This window comes from Citrobacter sp. Cf072 (genome assembly GCF_030334485.1).
GTDB lineage: Bacteria > Pseudomonadota > Gammaproteobacteria > Enterobacterales > Enterobacteriaceae > Citrobacter > Citrobacter freundii.
In genome coordinates this window covers 1,511-26,423 of record NZ_JAOWDX010000046.1, presented here as the reverse complement: position 1 = coordinate 26,423, position 24,913 = coordinate 1,511, and the positions used below count along the sequence as shown (strand labels likewise).

The 24,913-nt window shown below is 52.5% G+C and carries 24 protein-coding genes and 1 rRNA gene (1 of these 25 only partly in view); 17 read left to right on the top strand and 8 right to left on the bottom strand.

What is annotated here, in order from left to right:
• Nucleotides 1-4: 4 nt before the first annotated feature.
• The 12 genes from bamA (at nucleotide 5) to tilS (ending at nucleotide 15,684) form a co-directional block, all read left to right on the top strand.
• Nucleotides 5-2,428: an outer membrane protein assembly factor BamA gene (gene bamA, locus OGX66_RS17350; RefSeq protein WP_003018536.1), complete on the top strand. Its 2,424-nt coding sequence runs from the start codon at nucleotides 5-7 to the stop codon at nucleotides 2,426-2,428.
• Nucleotides 2,429-2,550: 122 nt separating this feature from the next.
• Nucleotides 2,551-3,036: a molecular chaperone Skp gene (gene skp / locus OGX66_RS17345; protein ID WP_003018533.1), complete on the top strand. Its 486-nt coding sequence runs from the start codon at nucleotides 2,551-2,553 to the stop codon at nucleotides 3,034-3,036.
• Nucleotides 3,037-3,039: 3 nt separating this feature from the next.
• Entirely contained in the window at nucleotides 3,040-4,065 is a 1,026-nt protein-coding gene (gene lpxD, locus OGX66_RS17340; protein WP_003018531.1) for a UDP-3-O-(3-hydroxymyristoyl)glucosamine N-acyltransferase, read from the top strand.
• A 103-nt stretch (nucleotides 4,066-4,168) separates the two neighbouring features.
• Entirely contained in the window at nucleotides 4,169-4,624 is a 456-nt protein-coding gene (gene fabZ, locus OGX66_RS17335; protein WP_003018528.1) for a 3-hydroxyacyl-ACP dehydratase FabZ, read from the top strand.
• A 3-nt stretch (nucleotides 4,625-4,627) separates the two neighbouring features.
• Nucleotides 4,628-5,416 (top strand): acyl-ACP--UDP-N-acetylglucosamine O-acyltransferase, encoded by a 789-nt coding sequence (lpxA, locus tag OGX66_RS17330; protein ID WP_138828205.1) that lies wholly within the window; start codon nucleotides 4,628-4,630, stop codon nucleotides 5,414-5,416.
• Entirely contained in the window at nucleotides 5,416-6,564 is a 1,149-nt protein-coding gene (gene lpxB, locus OGX66_RS17325; protein WP_003018522.1) for a lipid-A-disaccharide synthase, read from the top strand. The genes lpxA and lpxB overlap by 1 nt, the downstream gene beginning before the upstream one ends.
• Nucleotides 6,561-7,157, top strand: a complete 597-nt coding sequence (rnhB, locus tag OGX66_RS17320; protein WP_003845817.1) for a ribonuclease HII — start codon at nucleotides 6,561-6,563, stop codon at nucleotides 7,155-7,157. Before lpxB ends, rnhB begins: the two co-directional genes overlap by 4 nt.
• Nucleotides 7,158-7,181: 24 nt before the next feature.
• Nucleotides 7,182-10,664: a DNA polymerase III subunit alpha gene (dnaE, locus tag OGX66_RS17315; RefSeq protein WP_003018516.1), complete on the top strand. Its 3,483-nt coding sequence runs from the start codon at nucleotides 7,182-7,184 to the stop codon at nucleotides 10,662-10,664.
• Nucleotides 10,665-10,676: 12 nt separating this feature from the next.
• Nucleotides 10,677-11,636: an acetyl-CoA carboxylase carboxyl transferase subunit alpha gene (gene accA, locus OGX66_RS17310; protein ID WP_003018513.1), complete on the top strand. Its 960-nt coding sequence runs from the start codon at nucleotides 10,677-10,679 to the stop codon at nucleotides 11,634-11,636.
• Between the two features lie 99 nt (nucleotides 11,637-11,735).
• Nucleotides 11,736-13,874, top strand: coding sequence for a lysine decarboxylase LdcC (gene ldcC, locus OGX66_RS17305; RefSeq protein WP_270927881.1), 2,139 nt, complete (start codon nucleotides 11,736-11,738; stop codon nucleotides 13,872-13,874).
• Nucleotides 13,875-13,940: 66 nt separating this feature from the next.
• The gene (locus OGX66_RS17300) at nucleotides 13,941-14,330 is read left to right on the top strand and encodes a VOC family protein (protein ID WP_003018507.1); all 390 of its coding nucleotides are present in this window, start codon (nucleotides 13,941-13,943) and stop codon (nucleotides 14,328-14,330) included.
• 61 nt (nucleotides 14,331-14,391) lie between these two features.
• Nucleotides 14,392-15,684 (top strand): tRNA lysidine(34) synthetase TilS, encoded by a 1,293-nt coding sequence (tilS, locus tag OGX66_RS17295; protein ID WP_088902714.1) that lies wholly within the window; start codon nucleotides 14,392-14,394, stop codon nucleotides 15,682-15,684.
• Nucleotides 15,685-15,746: 62 nt separating this feature from the next.
• Here tilS and rof read toward each other — a convergent pair whose 3' ends face one another.
• Together rof and OGX66_RS17285 are read right to left on the bottom strand one after the other, a co-directional pair.
• Complete coding sequence (gene rof / locus OGX66_RS17290) at nucleotides 15,747-16,007, bottom strand: Rho-binding antiterminator (protein WP_003018503.1); 261 nt, start codon at nucleotides 16,005-16,007, stop codon at nucleotides 15,747-15,749.
• Complete coding sequence (locus OGX66_RS17285; RefSeq protein WP_003018499.1) at nucleotides 15,994-16,194, bottom strand: YaeP family protein; 201 nt, start codon at nucleotides 16,192-16,194, stop codon at nucleotides 15,994-15,996. Before OGX66_RS17285 ends, rof begins: the two co-directional genes overlap by 14 nt.
• A 188-nt stretch (nucleotides 16,195-16,382) precedes the next feature.
• On the opposite strand from OGX66_RS17285, the gene OGX66_RS17280 reads away from it, so the two are divergent.
• From OGX66_RS17280 to nlpE, 3 genes are read left to right on the top strand one after another with little or no spacing between them, the layout of a single operon-like run.
• On the top strand, nucleotides 16,383-16,928 hold the full coding sequence (locus OGX66_RS17280) for a YaeQ family protein (RefSeq protein ID WP_003018497.1): 546 nt from the start codon (nucleotides 16,383-16,385) through the stop codon (nucleotides 16,926-16,928).
• Nucleotides 16,925-17,347: an alternative ribosome rescue aminoacyl-tRNA hydrolase ArfB gene (gene arfB, locus OGX66_RS17275; RefSeq protein WP_003018489.1), complete on the top strand. Its 423-nt coding sequence runs from the start codon at nucleotides 16,925-16,927 to the stop codon at nucleotides 17,345-17,347. The genes OGX66_RS17280 and arfB overlap by 4 nt, the downstream gene beginning before the upstream one ends.
• Nucleotides 17,348-17,377: 30 nt before the next feature.
• On the top strand, nucleotides 17,378-18,076 hold the full coding sequence (gene nlpE / locus OGX66_RS17270) for an envelope stress response activation lipoprotein NlpE (RefSeq protein WP_085951559.1): 699 nt from the start codon (nucleotides 17,378-17,380) through the stop codon (nucleotides 18,074-18,076).
• 44 nt (nucleotides 18,077-18,120) lie between these two features.
• Here the strand turns inward: nlpE and proS are convergent, their stop codons facing one another.
• The 6 genes from proS to metN all read right to left on the bottom strand — a co-directional run bounded on the left by proS (nucleotide 18,121) and on the right by metN (nucleotide 23,715).
• Nucleotides 18,121-19,839: a proline--tRNA ligase gene (gene proS, locus OGX66_RS17265; protein ID WP_016149584.1), complete on the bottom strand. Its 1,719-nt coding sequence runs from the start codon at nucleotides 19,837-19,839 to the stop codon at nucleotides 18,121-18,123.
• A 113-nt stretch (nucleotides 19,840-19,952) separates the two neighbouring features.
• Complete coding sequence (gene tsaA, locus OGX66_RS17260) at nucleotides 19,953-20,660, bottom strand: tRNA (N6-threonylcarbamoyladenosine(37)-N6)-methyltransferase TrmO (RefSeq protein ID WP_044714949.1); 708 nt, start codon at nucleotides 20,658-20,660, stop codon at nucleotides 19,953-19,955.
• Nucleotides 20,657-21,061 (bottom strand): envelope stress sensor lipoprotein RcsF, encoded by a 405-nt coding sequence (gene rcsF, locus OGX66_RS17255; protein ID WP_003018477.1) that lies wholly within the window; start codon nucleotides 21,059-21,061, stop codon nucleotides 20,657-20,659. Before rcsF ends, tsaA begins: the two co-directional genes overlap by 4 nt.
• Nucleotides 21,062-21,177: 116 nt before the next feature.
• Nucleotides 21,178-21,993: a methionine ABC transporter substrate-binding lipoprotein MetQ gene (gene metQ, locus OGX66_RS17250; RefSeq protein ID WP_003018474.1), complete on the bottom strand. Its 816-nt coding sequence runs from the start codon at nucleotides 21,991-21,993 to the stop codon at nucleotides 21,178-21,180.
• A gap of 44 nt (nucleotides 21,994-22,037) precedes the next feature.
• Nucleotides 22,038-22,691 carry a methionine ABC transporter permease MetI gene (locus OGX66_RS17245; RefSeq protein ID WP_286511987.1) on the bottom strand — a complete coding sequence of 218 codons (654 nt, stop codon included), beginning with the start codon at nucleotides 22,689-22,691 and terminating at the stop codon, nucleotides 22,038-22,040.
• Nucleotides 22,684-23,715, bottom strand: a complete 1,032-nt coding sequence (gene metN, locus OGX66_RS17240; protein ID WP_003018468.1) for a methionine ABC transporter ATP-binding protein MetN — start codon at nucleotides 23,713-23,715, stop codon at nucleotides 22,684-22,686. The genes OGX66_RS17245 and metN overlap by 8 nt, the downstream gene beginning before the upstream one ends.
• 189 nt (nucleotides 23,716-23,904) lie before the next feature.
• Between metN and gmhB the strand changes: the two genes are divergently transcribed.
• Both gmhB and OGX66_RS17230 read left to right on the top strand, forming a co-directional pair.
• Nucleotides 23,905-24,471, top strand: coding sequence for a D-glycero-beta-D-manno-heptose 1,7-bisphosphate 7-phosphatase (gmhB, locus tag OGX66_RS17235; protein WP_003829138.1), 567 nt, complete (start codon nucleotides 23,905-23,907; stop codon nucleotides 24,469-24,471).
• Between the two features lie 366 nt (nucleotides 24,472-24,837).
• A 16S ribosomal RNA gene (locus tag OGX66_RS17230) occupies nucleotides 24,838-24,913 on the top strand (it continues 1,500 nt past the right edge of the window).

Genomic DNA, 24,913 nt, shown 5'->3' with positions numbered 1-24,913 from the left:
AACGATGGCGATGAAAAAGTTGCTCATAGCGTCGCTGCTGTTTAGCAGCGCCACCGTATACGGTGCTGAAGGGTTCGTAGTGAAGGACATTCATTTCGAAGGCCTACAGCGAGTCGCCGTTGGTGCGGCTCTCCTCAGTATGCCGGTGCGCACAGGCGACACGGTTAATGATGAAGACATCAGTAATACCATTCGTGCTCTGTTCGCCACCGGTAACTTTGAGGATGTCCGCGTCCTGCGCGATGGTGATACCCTTCTGGTTCAGGTAAAAGAGCGTCCGACGATTGCCAGCATCACTTTCTCCGGTAATAAATCGGTGAAAGATGACATGCTCAAGCAAAACCTCGAGGCGTCTGGTGTGCGTGTTGGCGAGTCTCTGGATCGCACCACGCTTGCCGATATCGAAAAAGGCCTGGAAGATTTCTACTATAGCGTCGGTAAGTACAGCGCCAGTGTGAAAGCGGTGGTGACGCCGTTGCCGCGTAACCGCGTTGACCTCAAACTGGTCTTCCAGGAAGGTGTTTCGGCGAAGATCCAACAGATCAATATCGTCGGCAACCATGCCTTCACGACTGACGAACTTATCTCTCACTTCCAGTTACGTGACGAAGTGCCGTGGTGGAACGTGGTGGGCGATCGCAAATACCAGAAACAGAAACTGGCGGGCGACCTTGAAACCCTGCGCAGTTACTATCTGGATCGCGGTTATGCCCGCTTCAATATCGATTCCACTCAGGTCAGCCTGACGCCGGATAAAAAAGGTATCTACATCACCGTTAACATCACAGAAGGCGAGCAGTACAAGCTTTCTGGTGTTCAGGTGAGCGGTAACCTGGCCGGGCACTCCGCCGAAATTGAGACCCTGACGAAGATCGAGCCAGGTGAACTCTATAACGGCACCAAAGTGACCAAAATGGAAGATGATATCAAGAAGCTCCTGGGTCGCTATGGCTATGCCTATCCGCGCGTACAGTCGCAGCCTGAAATCAACGACGCTGACAAAACCGTTAAATTACGCGTAAACGTGGATGCGGGTAACCGTTTCTATGTGCGTAAGATTCGTTTTGAAGGTAACGACACCTCTAAAGATTCCGTTCTGCGTCGCGAAATGCGTCAGATGGAAGGTGCATGGTTGGGCAGCGATCTGGTCGACCAGGGTAAAGAGCGTCTGAACCGTCTGGGTTACTTTGAAACAGTTGATACCGATACTCAGCGTGTTCCGGGCAGACCGGATCAGGTTGATGTAGTCTACAAGGTCAAAGAGCGTAACACCGGTAGCTTTAACTTCGGCGTCGGTTACGGTACCGAGAGCGGCGTGAGCTTCCAGGCTGGCGTTCAGCAAGATAACTGGTTAGGTACCGGTTATTCTGTTGGCATCAACGGCACCAAAAACGACTACCAGACCTATACTGAGTTGTCTGTGACTAACCCGTACTTCACCGTTGATGGTGTGAGCCTGGGTGGCCGTGTCTTCTATAACGACTTTGAAGCGAATGATGCGGATCTGTCCGACTATACCAACAAAAGTTATGGTACAGACGTAACGCTTGGCTTCCCGGTAAACGAATACAACACGTTGCGTGCCGGCCTAGGTTATGTACATAACAAACTGTCCAACATGCAGCCGCAGGTTGCGATGGATCGTTATCTAGAGTCAATGGGCGAGACCAATACCAACAGCTTTGCCGCTGATGACTTCACCTTTAACTACGGTTGGACGTACAACAAACTGGACCGTGGGTATTTCCCAACGGACGGTACACGCGTCAACCTGAACGGTAAAGTGACCATTCCGGGTTCTGATAACGAATACTACAAAGTGTCGATGGATACCGCGACCTATGTGCCGATCGATGACGATCACAAGTGGGTGGTTTTAGGACGTACGAAGGTAGGCTATGGCGACGGTATTGGCAGCAAAGAAATGCCGTTCTATGAGAACTTCTATGCAGGTGGTTCCAGCACCGTGCGTGGCTTCCAGTCGAATACTATCGGTCCAAAAGCAGTCTACAAAAACGGTGCTTACGCCAGTGGTTCTGATAATAGTGACTACGAAGAGTGTTCCAACGCGGACGGTAAGGACTGTAAATCGGATGACGCAGTGGGCGGTAACGCCATGGCTGTCGCCAGCCTGGAGTTTATTACCCCAACGCCGTTCATTAGCGACAAGTATGCCAACTCGGTTCGTACCTCGTTCTTCTGGGATATGGGTACCGTTTGGGATACTAACTGGCAGGATAGCGCTCAAACACGTGCTATAGGTGTGCCGGACTACAGTGATCCAAGTAATATCCGTATGTCAGCGGGTATCGCTTTACAATGGATGTCCCCATTGGGGCCGTTGGTTTTCTCCTACGCCCAGCCGTTCAAGAAGTACGATGGAGACAAAGCGGAACAGTTCCAGTTTAACATTGGTAAAACCTGGTAATTGTTCTTCGCAAAGGAATGTAGTGGTAGTGTAGCGATGACTTTAGGCGATCTTGCATGGGATCGCCTGGCCACGCAAAGAACTGCACCTTCGGGTGCAAATGGGATGGTAAGGAGTTAATTGTGAAAAAGTGGTTATTAGCTGCAGGTCTCGGTTTAGCGATGGCAACGTCCGCACAAGCGGCTGACAAAATTGCAATCGTCAACATGGGTAGCCTGTTCCAACAGGTTGCACAGAAGACAGGCGTTTCTGCTACGCTGGAAAACGAGTTCAAAGGCCGTGCCAGCGAACTGCAGCGTATGGAATCCGATCTGCAATCTAAGATGCAGCGTCTGCAATCAATGAAAGCAGGTAGCGATCGTACCAAGCTGGAAAAAGACGTTATGGCTCAGCGCCAGACTTTCTCTCAGAAAGCTCAGGCTTTTGAGCAGGATCGTGCGCGTCGCTCCAACGAAGAACGTGGCAAACTGGTTACTCGTATCCAGACTGCTGTGAAATCTGTTGCCAGCAGCCAGAGCATCGATCTGGTCGTTGACGCAAACACCGTTGCATACAACAGCAGCGATGTAAAAGACATCACCGCTGACGTACTGAAACAGGTTAAATAAGTAATGCCTTCAATTCGACTGGCTGATTTAGCAGAGCAGTTGGATGCAGAATTACACGGTGATGGCGATATCGTCATCACCGGCGTAGCGTCCATGCAATCTGCGCAAACTGGCAATATCACGTTCATGGTGAATCCTAAGTACCGTGAACACTTAGGCGTATGCCAGGCTTCTGCCGTAGTAATGACGCAGGACGATCTTCCTTTTGCTAAAAGTGCCGCGTTGGTAGTGAAGAATCCCTACCTGACCTATGCACGTATGGCGCAAATTTTAGATACCACGCCTCAGCCTGCACAGAACATTGCACCGAGTGCAGTGATCGATGCAACGGCGAAGCTGGGTAATAATGTCTCTGTGGGCGCAAATGCGGTCATTGAGTCTGGCGTAGAACTGGGTGATAACGTCGTTATCGGCGCAGGCTGCTTCGTCGGAAAAAATACTAAAATCGGTGCAGGTTCACGCTTGTGGGCGAATGTGACGATTTACCACGACATTCAGATCGGTGAGAATTGCCTGATCCAGTCAAGCACTGTCGTTGGATCTGATGGATTTGGTTACGCGAACGATCGCGGTAACTGGGTAAAGATCCCGCAGCTTGGTCGCGTGATTATCGGCGATCGCGTCGAGATCGGCGCTTGTACCACCATTGACCGTGGTGCTCTGGACGATACTGTGATCGGCAATGGTGTTATCATTGATAACCAGTGCCAGATTGCGCATAACGTTGTGATTGGCGACAATACGGCAGTAGCCGGTGGCGTCATTATGGCGGGAAGCCTGAAGATTGGCCGTTACTGCATGATTGGCGGCGCCAGCGTGATCAATGGGCATATGGAAATATGCGACAAAGTCACGGTGACTGGCATGGGTATGGTGATGCGTCCTATCACCGAACCTGGCGTCTATTCCTCAGGCATTCCGCTACAACCCAATAAGGTATGGCGTAAAACAGCTGCACTGGTGATGAATATTGATGATATGAGCAAGCGCCTCAAAGCGATTGAGCGCAAGGTTAATCAACAAGACTAAAGCACCGTTTTTGCATGTCTGACTTTTCGGCCTGTCCCATTCATACGATTGCGACAGGCCGTGTTATTATTGCCTTTTAGTATATTTTGACAGGAAGAGTATTTTGACTACTAACACTCATACTCTGCATATTGAAGAGATTTTAGAACTTCTGCCGCACCGTTTTCCGTTTCTGCTGGTTGATCGCGTGCTGGATTTTGAAGAAGGTCGTTTTCTGCGCGCAGTGAAAAATGTATCCGTTAACGAGCCTTTCTTTCAGGGCCACTTCCCGGGTAAACCTATTTTCCCTGGCGTATTGATTCTGGAAGCGATGGCACAGGCTACCGGTATCCTTGCGTTTAAAAGCGTAGGAAAACTGGAACCAGGCGAACTGTATTATTTCGCGGGTATTGACGAAGCACGCTTTAAGCGTCCTGTCGTGCCTGGCGATCAGATGATCATGGAAGTGACTTTCGAGAAAACGCGCCGTGGCCTGACCCGTTTTAAAGGGGTTGCGCTGGTCGACGGTAAAGTTGTGTGCGAAGCAACGATGATGTGTGCCCGTAGCCGGGAGGCCTGATACGTGATTGATAAATCCGCCTTTATTCACCCGACCGCCATTGTAGAAGAGGGCGCCAGCATTGGTGTCAATGCTCACATTGGCCCATTTTGTATTGTTGGACCCCATGTTGAAATTGGTGAGGGTACCGTACTGAAGTCTCACGTTGTCGTGAATGGCCATACAAAAATTGGTCGCGATAACGAGATCTATCAGTTTGCCTCCATCGGTGAAGTTAACCAGGATCTTAAATATGCTGGCGAACCGACCCGTGTGGAAATTGGCGATCGCAACCGCATCCGCGAAAGCGTCACCATTCATCGTGGCACAGTGCAGGGCGGTGGAGTGACGAAGGTGGGCAGCGATAACTTACTGATGATTAATGCGCACGTCGCGCATGATTGTACGGTAGGAAACCGCTGTATTCTGGCGAATAACGCCACGCTTGCCGGACATGTTTCGCTGGATGATTTTGTTATCATCGGCGGCATGACTGCGGTGCATCAGTTCTGCATCATCGGTGCTCATGTGATGGTTGGTGGCTGTTCTGGTGTAGCCCAGGACGTGCCTCCGTACGTTATCGCCCAGGGCAACCACGCGACGCCGTTTGGCGTCAATATCGAAGGTCTGAAGCGTCGTGGATTCACCCGCGAAGCGATTACCGCGATTCGTAACGCCTACAAAGCGTTGTACCGTAGTGGTAAAACGCTGGAAGAAGTGAAACCAGAAATCGCGGAACTGGCGAAACAGTACCCCGAAGTTCAGGCTTTCAGCGACTTCTTTGAGCGCTCAACGCGTGGCCTGATTCGTTAATGACTGAACAGCGTCCTTTAACGATTGCCCTCGTCGCCGGAGAAACCTCCGGCGATATTCTTGGTGCAGGGTTAATCCGTGCACTCAAGGCTCGCGTTCCCAATGCGCGTTTTGTTGGTGTGGCGGGTCCGCTGATGCAGGCCGAAGGCTGTGAAGCCTGGTACGAAATGGAAGAGCTGGCGGTCATGGGCATTGTTGAAGTGCTCGGACGTCTGCGCCGTTTACTGCATATTCGTGCCGACCTCACTCGCCGATTCACCGACTTAAAGCCGGATGTTTTCGTTGGCATTGATGCACCTGATTTCAACATTACCCTCGAAGGGAACTTGAAAAAACAGGGCATTAAAACCATTCATTATGTCAGTCCGTCCGTCTGGGCGTGGCGACAGAAACGCGTTTTCAAAATAGGCAGATCCACCAACATGGTGCTGGCCTTTCTGCCTTTCGAAAAAGCGTTTTATGACAAATTTAACGTCCCGTGCCGCTTTATAGGTCATACCATGGCGGATGCCATGCCGTTGGACCCGGATAAAAACGCGGCACGTGATATTCTGGGCATTCCTCATGACGCACACTGCCTGGCGCTACTGCCAGGAAGCCGTGGTGCAGAAGTGGAGATGCTCAGCGCCGATTTTCTGAAAACGGCGCAGCTATTACGCCAGCATTATCCGGATCTCGAAGTGGTGGTGCCGTTGGTGAATGCCAAACGTCGCGAGCAGTTTGAACGCATTAAAGCGGAAGTTGCACCGGAGCTTTCCGTACATCTGCTCAATGGTATGGGACGTGAAGCAATGGTGGCCAGCGACGCCGCACTGCTGGCTTCAGGTACCGCCGCGCTGGAATGTATGCTGGCAAAATGCCCGATGGTGGTTGGCTACCGTATGAAACCCTTCACCTTCTGGCTGGCGAAGCGTCTGGTGAAGACTGATTACGTTTCGCTACCTAACCTGTTGGCGGGAAGAGAACTGGTTAAAGAGCTGTTGCAGGAAGAGTGTGAACCGCAGGCGCTGTCGCAAGCGCTGTTGCCGTTGCTGGCGAAGGGTAAAACCAGCCATGCGATGCACGACACATTCCGTGAACTGCACCAGCAGATCCGTTGCAATGCTGATGAGCAGGCAGCGGATGCGGTCCTGGAGTTAGCGCAATGATTGAATTTGTGTATCCGCATACGCATTTAGTGGCGGGTGTGGATGAAGTCGGACGCGGCCCTTTGGTCGGCGCGGTCGTCACTGCTGCCGTCATTCTGGATCCGGCTCGCCCTATTATCGGTCTTAACGACTCAAAAAAACTGTCAGAAAAACGTCGCCTGGCGCTGTTTGATGAAATTAAAGAAAAGGCGTTAAGCTGGAGCCTGGGTCGGGCGGAACCGCATGAAATCGACGAACTGAACATTTTGCATGCTACCATGCTGGCCATGCAGCGTGCGGTTGCGGGTCTGCATATTGTGCCCGAATACGTGCTGATTGACGGCAATCGTTGCCCGGCATTACCGGTACCGTCGATGGCGGTGGTCAAAGGTGATAGCCGCGTGGCGGAGATTAGCGCCGCATCGATTCTGGCAAAAGTGACCCGTGACGCTGAAATGGCGGCGCTGGATACGGTTTTTCCACAGTATGGTTTTGCACAGCACAAAGGTTATCCAACCGCATTTCATCTGGAAAAATTGGCACTGCATGGTGCGACTGAGCACCATCGCCGCAGCTTTGGCCCCGTCAAACGCGCACTGGGACTCTCGTCCTGATTCTTGTGTCGAAGGAATCTGAAGATGTCTGAACCACGTTTCGTCCACCTACGGGTGCACAGCGACTACTCCATGATCGATGGGCTGGCGAAAACCGGACCGCTGGTAAAAAAGGCGGCCGCGTTAGGCATGCCTGCGCTGGCGATCACCGATTTTACCAACCTGTGTGGTCTGGTGAAGTTTTACGGAGCGGGCCATGGCGCGGGTATCAAGCCGATAGTTGGCGCAGATTTTCATGTCCGCAGTGAGCTGTTGGGCGATGAACTCACGCAGCTTACCGTGCTGGCCGCAAATAATACCGGCTATCAGAACCTGACGTTGTTGATTTCGAAAGCCTATCAGCGCGGCTATGGCGCAGAAGGACCGGTTATCGACCGGGACTGGTTGGTCGAGTTAAAAGAAGGCTTGATTTTGCTCTCTGGCGGTCGCATGGGCGATGTCGGACGAAGTCTGCTGCGCGGCAATAACGCACTGGTTGACGAGTGCGTGGCGTTTTACGAAGAACATTTTCCCAATTGCTATTTCCTCGAACTGATTCGCACCGGCAGGCAAGATGAAGAAAATTATCTGCACGCAGCCGTAGCACTGGCCGAAACGCGTGGCCTACCGGTGGTGGCGACTAACGATGTCCGCTTCCTTGAAACCGGAGATTTCGATGCGCATGAAATCCGCGTAGCGATCCACGACGGCTTTACCCTTGATGACCCGAAACGCCCGCGTAACTATTCGCCGCAGCAGTACATGCGCAGCGAAGATGAGATGTGCGAGCTGTTCTCCGATATTCCGGAAGCACTGCAAAACACCGTCGAGATAGCTAAACGCTGCAACGTGACGGTGCGTCTGGGCGAATATTTCCTGCCGCAGTTCCCGACCGGCGATATGACCACCGAAGATTTCCTTGTGGCGAAATCACGCGAAGGGCTGGAAGAACGTCTCGAATTTTTGTTCCCTGACCCTGAAGTTCGTGCGCAGAAGCGCCCACCTTACGATGAACGTCTGGAAGTTGAACTTAAAGTTATCAACCAGATGGGATTCCCGGGCTACTTCCTGATCGTTATGGAATTTATCCAGTGGTCGAAAGATAACGGCGTACCGGTAGGCCCGGGACGTGGTTCCGGTGCTGGCTCACTTGTTGCCTATGCGCTGAAAATTACCGATCTCGACCCGCTGGAATTTGACCTGCTGTTCGAACGTTTCCTTAACCCGGAACGTGTCTCAATGCCCGACTTCGACGTTGACTTCTGTATGGAGAAACGCGACCAGGTCATCGAGCACGTGGCGGAAATGTACGGTCGTGATGCGGTTTCGCAGATTATTACCTTCGGTACGATGGCTGCAAAAGCGGTTATCCGCGACGTGGGCCGCGTACTGGGGCATCCGTACGGCTTCGTTGACCGTATTTCGAAGCTGGTGCCGCCCGATCCGGGCATGACGCTGGCAAAAGCCTTTGAAGCCGAACCCCAACTGCCGGAAATTTATGAGGCAGATGAAGAGGTTAAAGCGCTGATCGATATGGCGCGTAAGCTGGAAGGCGTCACGCGTAACGCCGGTAAGCACGCCGGTGGTGTGGTTATCGCACCGACCAAAATTACTGATTTTGCTCCGCTGTACTGCGATGAACAGGGGCTGCACCCGGTTACTCAGTTTGATAAGAACGATGTGGAATATGCCGGTCTTGTGAAGTTCGACTTCCTCGGCCTGCGTACGCTCACCATCATCAACTGGGCGCTGGAAATGATCAACGCGCGCCGTGAAAAGAACGGTGAGCCACCGCTGGATATTGCGGCTATCCCGCTGGATGACAAGAAAAGCTTCGATATGCTGCAACGCTCGGAGACCACGGCGGTCTTCCAGCTTGAATCCCGCGGCATGAAAGACCTCATCAAACGTCTGCAGCCTGACTGCTTCGAAGATATGATCGCACTGGTGGCTCTGTTCCGCCCTGGCCCGCTACAGTCGGGGATGGTAGATAACTTTATCGACCGTAAGCATGGTCGCGAAGAGATTTCCTATCCGGATGTACAATGGCAGCATGAGTGTCTGAAACCGGTACTGGAGCCGACCTACGGCATTATCCTGTATCAGGAACAGGTTATGCAGATTGCCCAGGAGTTGTCCGGGTATACCCTTGGCGGCGCGGATATGCTGCGTCGTGCGATGGGTAAGAAAAAGCCGGAAGAAATGGCCAAGCAGCGCGGCACCTTTGAAGAAGGGGCGAAAAAGCGCGGCGTAGACGGCGAACTGGCGATGAAAATCTTTGACCTGGTGGAGAAATTCGCCGGTTACGGATTTAACAAATCGCACTCCGCTGCCTATGCGCTGGTTTCTTACCAGACTCTGTGGCTGAAGGCGCATTATCCTGCCGAGTTTATGGCGGCGGTAATGACCGCCGATATGGATAACACCGAGAAAGTCGTCGGACTGGTGGATGAATGCTGGCGCATGGGGCTCAAAATCCTGCCGCCGGATATCAACTCCGGGCTTTACCATTTTCACGTGAATGATGATGGCGAGATTGTTTATGGCATCGGCGCGATAAAAGGCGTGGGTGAAGGGCCAATTGAAGCTATTATTGAGGCGCGTAACGAAGGCGGCTACTTCCGTGAGCTGTTTGATCTCTGCGCGCGCACGGATATCAAAAAACTTAACCGCCGGGTGCTGGAAAAGCTAATCATGTCCGGGGCGTTTGATCGCCTTGGCCCGCATCGTGCAGCGTTGATGAATTCGCTCAACGACGCACTAAAAGCCGCCGATCAGCATGCAAAAGCCGAAGCTATTGGTCAGGCCGATATGTTTGGCGTGCTGGCGGAAGAACCGGAGCAAATTGAACAATCCTATGCCAGCTGCCAACCGTGGCCGGAGCAGGTGGTATTAGACGGTGAGCGTGAAACGTTGGGGCTTTATCTGACGGGACACCCCATCAACCAGTATTTAAAAGAAATTGAGCGCTATGTCGGAGGCTACAGGCTGAAAGACATGCATCCGACAGAACGTGGTAAAGTCACCACGGCTGCGGGGCTCGTCATTGCTGCGCGGGTAATGGTCACCAAGCGCGGCAATCGTATCGGCATCTGTACACTGGATGACCGTTCCGGACGTCTGGAGGTTATGTTGTTTACCGATGCTCTGGATAAATACCAGCAATTGCTGGAAAAAGACCGCATACTTATCGTCAGCGGACAGGTCAGCTTTGATGACTTCAGTGGCGGGCTTAAAATGATGGCCCGTGAAGTCATGGATATTGACGAAGCCCGGGAAAAATATGCTCGCGGGCTTGCTATCTCGCTGACGGACAGGCAAATTGATGACCAGCTTTTAAACCGACTCCGTCAGTCTCTGGAACCCCACCGCTCGGGGACAATTCCAGTACATCTCTACTATCAGAGGGCGGATGCACGTGCGCGGTTGCGTTTTGGCGCGACGTGGCGTGTCTCTCCGAGCGATCGTTTGCTAAACGATCTCCGTGGCCTTATTGGTTCGGAGCAGGTGGAACTGGAGTTTGACTAATACAGGAATACTATGAGTCTGAATTTCCTTGATTTTGAACAGCCGATTGCAGAGCTGGAAGCAAAAATCGATTCTTTGACTGCGGTTAGCCGTCAGGATGAGAAACTGGATATTAACATCGATGAAGAAGTGCATCGTCTGCGTGAAAAAAGCGTAGAACTGACGCGTAAAATCTTCGCCGATCTTGGCGCATGGCAGGTAGCCCAACTGGCGCGCCATCCACAGCGTCCGTACACCCTGGATTATGTCCGCCTGGCGTTTGATGAATTTGATGAGCTGGCGGGCGATCGAGCCTATGCGGATGATAAAGCTATTGTCGGCGGTATCGCGCGTCTGGATGGCCGTCCGGTGATGATCATTGGTCATCAGAAAGGCCGTGAGACCAAAGAAAAGATTCGCCGTAATTTCGGCATGCCAGCGCCGGAAGGCTATCGCAAAGCGCTGCGCCTGATGGAAATGGCCGAGCGCTTCAACATGCCGATCATTACCTTCATCGACACCCCAGGGGCTTACCCGGGCGTGGGCGCGGAAGAACGTGGTCAGTCAGAAGCGATTGCGCGCAACCTGCGTGAAATGTCGCGTCTGAGCGTACCGGTAATCTGCACCGTTATCGGTGAAGGTGGTTCCGGCGGCGCGCTGGCGATCGGCGTAGGCGATAAAGTGAATATGCTGCAATACAGCACCTATTCCGTTATCTCCCCGGAAGGTTGTGCTTCCATTCTGTGGAAAAGCGCCGACAAAGCGCCGCTGGCCGCAGAAGCAATGGGAATTATCGCGCCGCGTCTGAAAGAGCTGAAGCTGATTGACTCTATCATCCCGGAACCGCTGGGCGGCGCGCACCGCAACCCTGAAGTAATGGCTGCGTCCCTGAAGGCACAGCTGCTGGCCGATCTCGCCGATCTCGACGTGTTAAGCAAAGATGATCTGAAAAACCGTCGTTACCAGCGTCTGATGAGCTACGGTTACGCGTAAACTGCATTAATTCTGAAAAGGGCCACAATGCTGTGGCCCTTTTTTTTACCTGTGGTTTGGCCAGGCTATGATTAACTAAGGTTTTTCCAGGAGGAACGCATGAATATCATTGCCATCATGGGACCGCATGGCGTCTTTTATAAAGATGAGCCCATCAAGGAACTTGAACGTGCGCTGCAGCAGCAGGGGTTTCAGATTATCTGGCCGCAGAATAGCGTCGATCTGCTGAAGTTTATCGAACATAACCCGCGAATTTGCGGCGTCATTTTTGACTGGGATGAATACAGTCTGGAACTGTGCAGCGACATCAACCAGCTCAACGAGTATCTCCCGCTCTACGCCTTTATTAATACCCATTCGACGATGGATGTCAGTGCGCACGACCTGCGCATGGCGCTGTGGTTTTTTGAGTATGCGCTGGGTCAGTCTGAAGACATTGCCACCCGTATCCGCCAGTACACCAGCGAATACCTCGATAACATCACGCCTCCTTTTACCAAAGCGCTGTTTACCTATGTGAAGGAAGGGAAGTATACCTTCTGCACGCCTGGGCACATGGCGGGAACGGCGTACCAGAAAAGTCCGGTCGGCTGCCTGTTCTATGATTTCTTTGGCGGCAATACGCTGAAAGCCGACGTGTCCATTTCCGTAACCGAACTGGGCTCATTGCTTGATCATACCGGTCCGCACCTGGAAGCGGAGGAGTATATCGCGCGTACTTTTGGTGCAGAGCAGAGCTATATGGTGACCAACGGCACCTCGACATCGAACAAGATTGTCGGTATGTATGCTGCACCTGCAGGCAGTACGCTCCTGATTGACCGCAACTGCCATAAGTCACTGGCGCATTTGCTGATGATGAGTGATGTGGTGCCAATCTGGCTGAAGCCTACGCGTAACGCGCTGGGGATCCTCGGCGGCATACCCCGTCGGGAATTTACTCACGCAAGCATTGAACGCAAAGTTGAGGAAACCAATCAGGCGCAATGGCCGGTCCACGCGGTGATCACCAACTCCACCTATGATGGCCTGTTGTATAACACCAACTGGATCAAACAAACGCTGGATGTGCCCTCCATCCATTTTGATTCAGCCTGGGTGCCGTATACCCATTTTCATCCGATCTATCAGGGGAAAAGCGGGATGAGCGGCGAACGGGTACCGGGAAAGGTGATTTTTGAAACCCAGTCTACCCACAAGATGCTGGCGGCGTTGTCACAGGCTTCGCTGATCCACATTAAGGGCGACTATGATGAAGACACGTTCAACGAAGCCTTTATGATGCACACCTCTACGTCTCCGAGCTATCCGATAGTGGCGTCGATAGAAACGGCGGCGGCAATGCTGCGTGGCAATTCAGGCAAGCGGTTAATCAATCGTTCGGTGGAACGGGCGCTGCATTTCCGTAAAGAAGTGCAACGTCTGCGTGAAGAGTCGGATGGTTGGTTCTTTGATATCTGGCAGCCGGAAAAGGTAGATGAAGCAGAGTGCTGGCCGGTAGCGCCAGGTGAAGACTGGCACGGATTTGTTGATGCTGATGCCGACCACATGTTCCTTGACCCGGTGAAGGTCACGATTTTGACGCCGGGAATGGATGAACAGGGAAATATGAGCGAAGAGGGGATCCCCGCGGCGCTGGTGGCGAAATTCCTTGATGAACGCGGCGTCGTAGTCGAGAAGACGGGACCGTATAACCTGTTGTTCCTGTTCAGCATTGGTATTGATAAAACCCGGGCGATGGGGCTGCTACGTGGCCTGACGGAATTTAAGCGCTCGTACGATCTGAATTTACGTGTGAAAAATATGCTGCCGGATCTATATGCTGAAGGTCCCGATTTCTATCGCAATATGCGTATTCAGGATCTGGCGCAAGGGATCCATCAGTTGATCCGCCAGCATGATCTCTCCGGGTTGATGCTGCGGGCATTTGATACCTTGCCGGAAATGAAAATGACGCCGCACCAGGCCTGGCAGCGGCAGATCAAAGGTGAGGTCGAAACGGTAGCACTTGATCAACTGGTGGGGCGCGTTTCTGCTAATATGATCCTGCCTTATCCTCCCGGCGTGCCGCTTTTGATGCCCGGGGAAATGATCACTGCCAAAAGCCGGGCTGTCCTCGATTTTCTTCTGATGCTGTGCTCGGTAGGGCAGCGCTACCCTGGATTTGAAACCGATATCCATGGCGCTAAACTGGGCGAGGATGGCCTGTATCGCGTGAGAGTCTTAAAAATGGCATAACGACTTGCCTGACCCCAAGACGTTCGAGTAACGTTCTGACAGAAAAATGAAAGAGGCGATGACGCTATGCTGGGATTAAAACAGGTTCACCATATTGCCATTATTGCGACAGACTACGCGGCGAGTAAGGCATTTTACTGCGATGTGCTTGGCTTTACACTGATGAGCGAAGCCTATCGGGAAGAGAGAGACTCGTGGAAAGGCGATCTGGCATTGAACGGCCAGTATGTGATTGAGCTTTTTTCTTTCCCGTTTCCACCTTGCCGTCCGAGCCGACCGGAAGCCTGTGGTTTGCGTCATCTGGCGTTCAGCGTAGATGACGTGGAAAAGGCGATAATTCATCTGGAAAGCCATGATGTGAAATGCGAGCCGGTACGAATCGATCCGTTTACCGGCAAACGTTTTACGTTTTTTAACGATCCGGACGGATTACCCCTCGAACTGTACGAGCTGTAAGGCTTGTCATTGTGGCGTTAGCCCGGTAACGTGCCGGGCAATGCCATTGTAAGTAACCATCATGACGACACTCACGCTGAACACTTCGCTGCTGAATTCTCAATCGATTCTGGTCGCCTTTAGCGGCGGGCTGGATTCCACCGTATTGCTGCATCAGTTGGTGCAGTGGCGAGCGCTGCATCCTGATGTTGCTTTACGCGCAATCCACATTCATCACGGATTAAGCCCACACGCAGACAGTTGGGTACAGCACTGTGAGTCGGTATGCGCGCAGTGGCAGGTGTCGCTGGTGGTTGAGCGGGTACACCTTGAGGATGATGGTCTGGGCATCGAAGCCCAGGCGCGACGCGCGCGCTATCAGGCGTTTGCGCAGACCTTACTACCGGGCGAGGTGCTGATGACCGCACAGCATCTCGATGACCAGTGTGAAACGTTTCTGCTGGCGCTTAAACGCGGCAGTGGTCCTGCCGGACTTTCCGCCATGGGGGAAAGCTCTCCGTTTGCCGGAACCCAGCTGATTCGACCGCTGCTGGCGCAAACGCGAGAGGCGCTTGAAGCATGGGCACGGCAGCATGAATTATGCTGGATTGAAGATGAAAGTAATCAGGATGATACCTACGATCGCAATTTCCTCAGATTGCGCGTTACCCCATTGCTCCAACAGCGCTGGCCGCACTTCGCGCAAGCCGTTGCCCGCAGCGCTGCGCTGTGCGCTGAGCAGGAGAGTTTATTGGATGAACTGCTGGCCAGCGATTTAGCCGATTGCATCACATCCCGCGGAACACTGTTACTGACGCCATTAATGATGATGAGCGGCGTGCGTCGTGCCGCGCTGCTTCGTCGCTGGCTGGCGGGGTTAAATGCGCCGATGCCTTCCCGTGATGGGCTGGAACGTATCTGGCAGGAAGTGGCGCTGGCGCGGGAAGACGCGTCACCAAGTTTTCGCCTCGGGGAGTTCGAGGTCCGTCGTTATCAGTCACAGCTGTGGTGGGTGAAGTCAGTCGATGGGCAAAGCGAAACTATTATCCCGTGGTTAGAGTGGAAAACACCGTTGACGCTGCCTGCCGGATTGGGTTCGGTTCAGTTAATCTCTGCGGGTGATTTGCGCTTGCCGCAAGCGGATGAAGTCGTCAGTATCCGTTTTAAAGCGCCAGGGTTATTGCATATTGTCGGGCGTAACGGCGGACGGAAATTAAAAAAAATCTGGCAGGAGCAGGGGATCCCGCCCTGGCGACGAGATACCACACCGCTGCTGTTTTACGGCGAAACGTTGATTGCGGCTGCGGGTGTTTTCGTGACGCGTGAGGGGACGGCGGAAGGTGAAGAAGGCGTAAGTCTGGTATGGCATGCCTGATGGCGCTGCGCTTATCAGGCCTACGTTTCCATGGAAAGTAGGCCGGATAAGGCGAAAAAAAGTTAAGATTCGCTGACCACCACGGTACCGATCTGCGGGTGACTGAAGCTGGCAATTTTGTCGAGACGAAGCTCCCGGGTTTCACCTGCGACATCTGCGACGAGATACTCCACGTTTTTGCGTGAAACCAGGTCGTTCGCTTTCGCCTGCAAAACTTCGCCATCTTTTAGCGCCAGCGTCAGTAACAAATGGTGCTGGCAGGCGAGTTCAAGATTGTCGTAATCATCGCAGTTGATGGGTTGATACGTTTCATTCATTGACATAATCGCTCACCAGTAAGTTCGCGGCAGCATACGCCGCTTTTTCCCTGACCGACTCTGGAAGGGCGCTGTCTGCCGCCACTTCATTAAGCACCTTCAATACGCAACCCAGCGCATCCGGGATATACCCTAAGTCTCCGCTGGCGATTTCCGCGTACCGCTTGCGTATTAACTCACAATATTTTTCCACATGCCCTCCTGTCAGCACTCTGACTTAACCGTGGATGCAAGTCTAAGCCTACGAAGATAAACTCTGTTTAGCAAGGTGACTATACCATACTCATTCAAGCAATATCAGCGCCTTGATAGAGGAGCAGTTAGCAGCCTTTTGCCGCAGTTTTCGCTACAATGTGCGCCTGATTCGAAAGGAGTTCTCTCATGGCGCTTAAAGCGACAATTTATAAAGCCGTCGTCAACGTAGCGGATCTTGACCGCAACCAGTTCCTTGACGCGGCCTTGACGCTGGCGCGTCACCCCTCTGAAACCCAGGAGCGCATGATGTTGCGCCTGCTGGCCTGGATCAAATATGCCGATGAACGGCTGCAATTCACGCGTGGTCTGAGTGCGGAAGACGAGCCTGAAGCATGGCTGCGTAACGACCATCTGGGTATCGATCTCTGGATTGAGCTGGGTCTGCCGGATGAGCGCCGTATTAAAAAAGCCTGTACCCAGTCTGGAGAGGTTGCCCTGTTTGCTTACAACAGCCGTGCGGCTCAGATCTGGTGGCAGCAAAATCAGAACAAGTGCGCGCAGTTTAAAAATCTGACCGTGTGGTATCTGGATGATGAACAACTGGCGCAACTGAGTGATTTTGCAGGTCGTACAATGGCGCTGCAGGCAACTATCCAGGACGGTGCTATCTGGCTGTCTGACTCTCAGAACAATCTGGAAATTCATCTGACCGCGTGGCAGCCGCGTTCATGATTGTTATCTCCCGAAACGTCTCTATCCCTGATAATGAGCTGGAAATCACGGCGATTCGGGCGCAGGGCGCGGGCGGTCAGCACGTTAACAAGACCTCGACGGCTATCCATTTGCGCTTTGACATTCGGGCCTCTGGCCTGCCAGAGTATTACAAGGAACGTTTGCTTGCCGCCAGCCATCATCTGATTAGCGGTGATGGCGTTATTATCATTAAGGCGCAGGAATACCGTAGCCAGGAACTTAATCGGGAAGCGGCAATCTCCCGGCTGGTAGCGGTGATAAAAGAATTAACCGCAGTGCAAAAAAGCCGACAGGCAACTCGCCCTACACGCGCCTCGAAAGAGCGCAGGTTGTCATCGAAGGCGCAAAAATCCACAGTGAAAGCACTGCGTGGGAGAGTTCGTCGAACGCAAGACTGACGAGCGGGAATAAAAATTTATAAGGAATTGATAGTGAAAACAGCAATATTGTCCGTAGTCGCTGCATGCACGCTTTTTTCCTTGATCGGCTGTAATAACCGTACTGAAGTTGAAGTACTACAGCCGACGCGGGCGGCAGAATTAAAACCGATGCAGCAAAGCTGGCGTGGCATCTTACCTTGCGCGGACTGTGAAGGGATTGAAACCTCTCTGTTTCTGGAAAAAGACGGTACATGGGTGATGAACGAACGTTATCAGGGCGTGCGGGATGAACCGTCTTCGTTTGCCTCTTATGGCACATGGGCGCGCACTGCCGACAAGCTGGTGCTGACCGACAGCAAAGGTGAAAAGTCGTACTACCGGGCTAAAGGCGAGGCGCTGGAAATGCTCGATCGTGAAGGTAACCCGATTGAGTCACAGTTTAACTACACGCTCCAGCCAGTTTCCGCCAGCTTACCGGTGACGCCAATGCCGATGCGAGGCATGTATTTCTATATGGCTGACGCGGCAATCTTTACCGACTGCGCAACGGGTAAACGGATGCCGGTGGCGAATAATGCTCAGCTTGAACGTGACTATTTAGCTGCGCGTGCAGAAAACGGACAGTCCGTATTGCTGACGCTTGAGGCGCATTTCACGCTGGAGTCAAACCCGGATACGGGTGAGAAAGTGAAAACGTTGATGGCGGATAAAGACGCGAAATTTATCCCCGGTAAAGCGTGTAATTAATCGATAGAAAAAAGGCCCTGATAATCAGGGCCTTTTTGTTGGTATTAGCCTTTAATGGCTTTGACCAGGAAGTCGACGATGTCGCCGGTTTTAATCAGCTCTTTCTCGCCGTTACGACGGTATTTGTATTCGATATCGTCGTTGTCGAGGTTACGGTCGCCCAGCACGATAGTGTGTGGAATACCGATCAGTTCCATATCGGCAAACATCACGCCCGGACGCTCTTTACGGTCGTCCATCAGCACTTCAATGCCCTGAGCGCGCAGCTCAGCGTACAGTTTTTCAGCCAGTTCCTGCACGCGGTAGGACTTGTGCATGTTCATCGGCAAAATCGCGACCTGGAACGGGGCAATGGCGTCTGGCCATACGATGCCGCGATCGTCATAGTTCTGTTCGATAGCAGCAGCAACCACGCGAGTGACCCCGATACCGTAGCAACCCATGGTCAGGATCTGGTTACGACCATCTTCGCCCTGTACGGCGGCTTTCATCGCTTCAGAGTACTTGGTACCCAACTGGAAGATGTGGCCGACTTCGATACCGCGTTTGATCATCAGCGTACCTTTGCCGTCCGGGCTCGGGTCGCCGGCGACCACGTTACGGATGTCTGCAACTTCCGGGGTGACTACGTCGCGATCCCAGTTGATACCGAAATAGTGTTTACCGTCGATGTTGGCACCGGCAGCGAAATCGCTCATTACTGCAACGGTACGGTCGATAACCACCGGAATCGGCATATTCACCGGACCGAGCGAGCCTGGACCTGCTTTTACCAACGCACGAATTTCTTCTTCGGTGGCAAAGGTCAGCGGGCTGGCAACCTGCGGCAGTTTTTCCGCTTTGACTTCGTTCAGCTCGTGATCGCCACGAACCAGCAGGGCGACCAGCGGGTAGCTGCTGCCTTCAACCGCTTTCACCAGCAGGGTTTTCACGGTTTTTTCGATAGGCAGGTTGAACTGCTCAACTAGTTCGGCGATGGTTTTGGCGTTCGGAGTATCAACCAGCGTCATTTCCTGAGTTGCTGCTGCGCGCGGCTCTTTCGGCGCAACGGCTTCGGCGAATTCGATGTTCGCCGCATAATCGGAGGAGTCGGAGAAGATCACATCGTCTTCGCCGCTCTGTGCCAGGACCTGGAATTCGTGAGAGGCGCTGCCGCCAATAGAACCGGTATCCGCTTGTACTGCACGGAAATCCAGCCCCATACGGCTGAAAATTTTGCTGTACGCAGCGTACATCGCATCGTAGGTTTCCTGCAGGGATTCCTGAGAGGTGTGGAAAGAGTAGGCATCTTTCATCAGGAATTCGCGGGAACGCATCACGCCGAAGCGCGGACGGACTTCGTCACGGAATTTGGTCTGGATCTGATAGAAGTTCAGCGGCAGCTGTTTGTAAGAGCTCAGCTCGTTACGGATCAGGTCGGTGATCACTTCTTCATGCGTTGGGCCGAGGACGAACGAACGATCGCCACGGTCAGCAATACGCAGCAGTTCCGGGCCGTATTGTTCCCAACGGCCACTCTCTTCCCACAGTTCAGAAGGCTGAACGACCGGCATCAACACCTCGATCGCACCGGCGTTGTTCATCTCTTCACGCACGATATTTTCGACTTTTTTCAGGACGCGCACGCCGGTCGGCAGCCAGGTATATAACCCGGAGGCCAGCTTGCGGATCATCCCGGCGCGCAGCATCAGCTGGTGGCTGATGACTTCGGCGTCGGCAGGTGTCTCCTTCAGAGTGGAGAGCAGATATTGGCTAGTACGCATGTTGTTACGGTTCCAGTTGAACGATCGAACAGGCTCAAAACGAGCCTGGCACAAAACAAAAGTGGTTTAGTTTACCAGCGAGAAAGGGATGTCAAAAGAGTACGCGACGCAAATTAGCGGGCCTCCAGAGCAAAGACCTCAAATCCTGACGGTGTGACGCGCCAGCGGACGTTAAAGTCCAGCAGCCAGACGGCGTAGGTTTTGCCTTCTTCCTCATTTTTACGGTAGGCAGGACGCGGATCCTGCGCCAGCACTTCGGTAATAAACTGACGAAGACGCGGGTAACGTTGTTCGAGCTTCAGTAGCTGCTCAGCGAGATCTTCACTGAACGTCACCTCGACGCTGGCCTGAGGTGCGTCCTGGGCATAGCTGGCACGAGCATCAGGCAGCGATTCGGCAAACGGCAGATACGGCTTAATATCCACTACTGGCGTTCCGTCAACAAGGTCCAGTCCACCGAGTTCGAGGATTACGTGCTCTTTATGGCAGCGGATGCCCCGCAGCTCAACCAACGACATGCCAACAGGGTTAGGACGAAACGTTGAACGTGTGGCAAAGACACCCATTCTGGCGTTGCCACCAAGACGGGGAGGGCGCACGGTCGGACGCCATCCACCTTCCATTGTCTGGTGAAAAACAAAAATCACCCACAAATGACTGAAGGCTTCCAGGCCGCGAATAGCATCGGCCTGGTTATAAGGTGCGAGCAAATGCAGTTCACCGCAGGCGCTTTTCACCAGACCTGGCTGGCGTGGAACGGCGAACTTTTCTTTATATGGTGAGCGGATAACGCCTATTTGCTCGAACTGAAAATGGCTCATTTCGCCGAAATGTTCAGTGCAGAACCGATGCAAACCGCCTGACGATAGCAACCCGGCGTTCCACTGGTCACTTCGCAACTGTGCAGCAATACCGCATTAGCTTTCATTTTTGATGCGTTAATCTGCATGCGTTTGCGCGCGGTTGGAATGCTCGGAGGGGAATCCTGGTTGGATGCCTGGCAGGATTCACCGCTAACTTCGCCAAGATCGCGGAACGGCTTGCCTACTAAATCTTCAGCGTTAGTAATGATTCTTACCGGCGTCGCGCGCGGTGCTTTCGGTTTTTCCGGCTCCGCTTTCGGCGGGGTTGCGGTGCTTTGAACGGGTTCAACAGGGGATCTGCTTAACATAGAACAGCCGCTCAGCAAGAGTGCTACTAAACAGATCGGTAAAGCACGCATAATATTTCCTCAATGAATGATCTAAACGTCAGATATTGAATCAGGTGCTTGCATAAATGACAAGACGGGCAAGCGCCCGTCCTGATGATATTACATATTCTGTAAACAGCCTAAAATTACCAGCCCTTAACAGCACCGCCGTTGAAGACTTTGTTTGCTGCTTCGTACACTTCATCAGACTGGTATGCCTGAACGAATTTCTTCACGTTCTCAGCATCTTTGTTGTCTTCACGAGTCACGATCAGGTTTACGTACGGAGAATCTTTATCTTCAACAAAGATACCGTCTTTTGCCGGGGTCAGGCCGATCTGGCTGGCGTAGGTGGTGTTGATGACCGCCAGTGCGATTTGAGCATCGTCCAGAGAACGCGGCAGCTGCGGCGCTTCCAGTTCAACCAGCTTCAGGTTTTTCGGGTTTTCAATCACGTCCAGCGCGGTCGGCAGCAGGCCAACACCGTCTTTCAGCTTGATTAAGCCCACTTTTTGCAGCAGCAGCAAGGAACGGCCAAGGTTAGTCGGGTCGTTTGGAATCGCGACCTGTGAACCGTCCTGCAGCTCATCCAGTGATTTGATTTTTTTGGAATAGCCCGCAATCGGGTAAACAAAAGTATTGCCTACAGCAACCAGCTTGTAACCGCGATCTTTGATCTGCTGATCCAGGTACGGTTTGTGCTGGAAGGCGTTAGCATCGATATCGCCTTTGCTCAGCGCTTCGTTAGGCAGAACGTAATCGTTAAACGTGACCAGCTCAACGTCCAGACCGTATTTTTCTTTAGCTACTTTCTGCGCGACTTCTGCAACCTGCTGCTCTGCGCCAACAATAACGCCCACTTTGATGTGATTAGGATCTTTTTCATCCTGACCGCAACCCACAAGTGCCAGAGAACCGATCAGGGCTCCAACTGCCGCAAAGGTTTTGAATTTGAACGCCATGCTTATTTCCTTTTCTTAATGAGTTTTTAGTGTTGTGTGCAACGTTATTTGTGCGTGACAGCCCGGACGATGCGATCGCCGGATAACTGAATTAAATAAACCAGAACGACGAGCAATACCAGCACTGTATTCATTACGGTAGCGTTGTAGCCAATGTAACCGTACTGATAGCCAATCTGCCCAAGACCACCGGCACCAACGGCGCCACCCATCGCGGAGTAACCAACCAGCGTGATAAGGGTGATGGTGGCCGCATTGACCAGTCCTGGCAGCGCTTCTGGCAGTAATACCTTACGTACAATTTGCAGCGGCGTGGCGCCCATCGCACGAGAGGCTTCTATTAGCCCGGTCGGGATTTCGAGCAGCGCGTTTTCCATCATACGGGCGATAAACGGTGCGGCGCCGACGGTCAGCGGGACGATAGCGGCCTGCAGTCCGATAGAGGTGCCTACGATCATGCGGGTGAACGGAATCATCCACACCAATAAGATGATGAACGGGATGGAACGGAAAATGTTCACCAGCGCAGAGAGCGTACGGTAGAGCTTCGCGTTCTCAATGATTTGCCCCGGACGCGTTACGTACAGCAACACGCCAACCGGCAGACCGATTACAAAACCAAAAAAACCGGACACAAAGGTCATTGCCAGCGTTTCCCATACGCCGCGAACCAGCAGCCACATCATCGGCTCAGACATAACCCAGTACCTCTACTTTTACATGGTGTTCCTGCAACCAGTTGATGGCTGCTTGTGTATCTTCCTGTGTGCCGTGCATTTCAGTCAGCATGATGCCGAATTTCACACCGCCGGCGTAATCCATCTGCGCGCTAATAATGTTGTTATTAACGTTAAAGCGACGGGCCGTCTCAGAAAGTAGCGGCGCATCGACCGAATGACCGGTGAATTCCATGCGCAGCATTGGCACACTGTCTGCTTCTGGCTCGGCTTTTAACCGTTCCAGGTAATCTTCCGGGATATCCAGGTGCAGCGTGGACTGAATAAATTTCTGTGCCAGCGGCGTTTTCGGGTGTGAGAACACTTCGCTGACGGTGTCTTGCTCAATCAGTTCACCATTACTGATGACTGCCACGCAGTCACAAATACGTTTTACAACGTCCATCTCGTGGGTAATCAGCAGAATGGTAAGTCCCAGACGACGGTTAATGTCTTTCAATAATTCCAGAATCGAGCGGGTCGTTGCCGGATCGAGTGCGCTGGTGGCTTCATCACACAGCAGCACTTTGGGATTGCTTGCCAGCGCACGGGCGATCGCCACGCGCTGTTTTTGTCCACCGGAAAGATTGGCCGGGTAGCTATCGTGCTTGTCACCAAGACCAACCAAATCCAACAGTTCTGTTACACGGCGTTTGATCTCTTCTTTTGGCGTGTTATCCAGTTCCAGCGGCAGCGCGACGTTGCCAAACACGGTGCGGGAAGAGAGCAGGTTAAAGTGTTGGAAAATCATGCCGATTTGACGGCGAGCTTTGGTCAGCTCTGACTCAGAAAGCGTCGTGAGTTCCTGACCGCCGACCTGAACGCTGCCTTCGGTTGGGCGTTCAAGTAAGTTAACGCAGCGGATGAGCGTACTTTTACCGGCACCGGAGGCGCCAATAACGCCATAAATCTGCCCGGCAGGAACATGCAGGCTGACGTTATTTAACGCCTGAATGGTGCGAGTCCCCTGCTGGAACACTTTGGTGATATTCGAAAGTTTAATCATTGGTTATTTATTATCGTAATTAAGTTAGCCGTGGCATTTTCGTCTGTCAGGTACGGTCGAAGCCGTCAACAAGATGGATGTTAAGGCATCCAGACGTCTAAATCAATCAGGCTTTGCGCGATGAGCACTTTCTTGCCCGCTGAAACATGCGATACTAGAGCCACATGCCTTATTCAGGAGCTATAAAAGGTGGCAAAGTCTGTACCCGCAATTTTTCTCGACCGTGACGGTACCATTAATGTGGACCACGGTTATGTACATGAGATCGATGAGTTTGAGTTTATCGACGGCGTTATTGATGCCATGCGTGAACTTAAAAAGATGGGTTACGCGCTCATTATTGTGACGAACCAGTCTGGTATCGCGCGTGGTAAATTTACTGAGGCGCAGTTTGAAACGTTGACCGAATGGATGGACTGGTCGCTGGCCGATCGCGATGTTGAGCTGGATGGCATCTACTACTGCCCGCATCACCCACAGGGTACCGTGGAAGAGTATCGTCAGGTCTGCGACTGTCGTAAACCGCATCCTGGCATGTTTATCTCCGCCCGAGACTTCTTGCACATCGATATGGCCGCTTCTTATATGGTAGGCGACAAAATTGAAGATATGCAGGCGGCAGCAGCTGCGAATGTTGGCACGAAGGTATTGGTGCGAACAGGCAAACCCGTCACACCGGAAGCAGAAAATGCGGCAGATTTGGTCATAAATAGTCTGGCAGACCTGCCAATGGCGATAAAAAAGCAGCAAAAGTAAGCGTTATGGGCAAAAGGTGAGCGGTTGAAACAAAAATGCATTTTTCCGCTTGTCTTCCTGAGTCGACTCCCTATAATGCGCCTCCATCGACACGGCGGATGTGAATCACTTCACACAAACAGCCGGTTCGGTTGAAGAGAAAAACCTGAAAATGAGGGTTGACTCTGAAAGAGGAAAGCGTAATATACGCCACCTCGCGACAGAGCGCTAAAGCGCGTCGCAACTGCTCTTTAACAATTTATCAGACAATCTGTGTGGGCACTCGAAGATACGGATTCTTAACGTCGCAAGACGAAAAATGAATACCAAGTCTCTGAGTGAACATACGTAATTCATTACGAAGTTTAATTCACGAGCATCAAACTTAAATTGAAGAGTTTGATCATGGCTCAGATTGAACGCTGGCGGCAGGCCTAACACATGCAAGTCGAACGGTAGCACA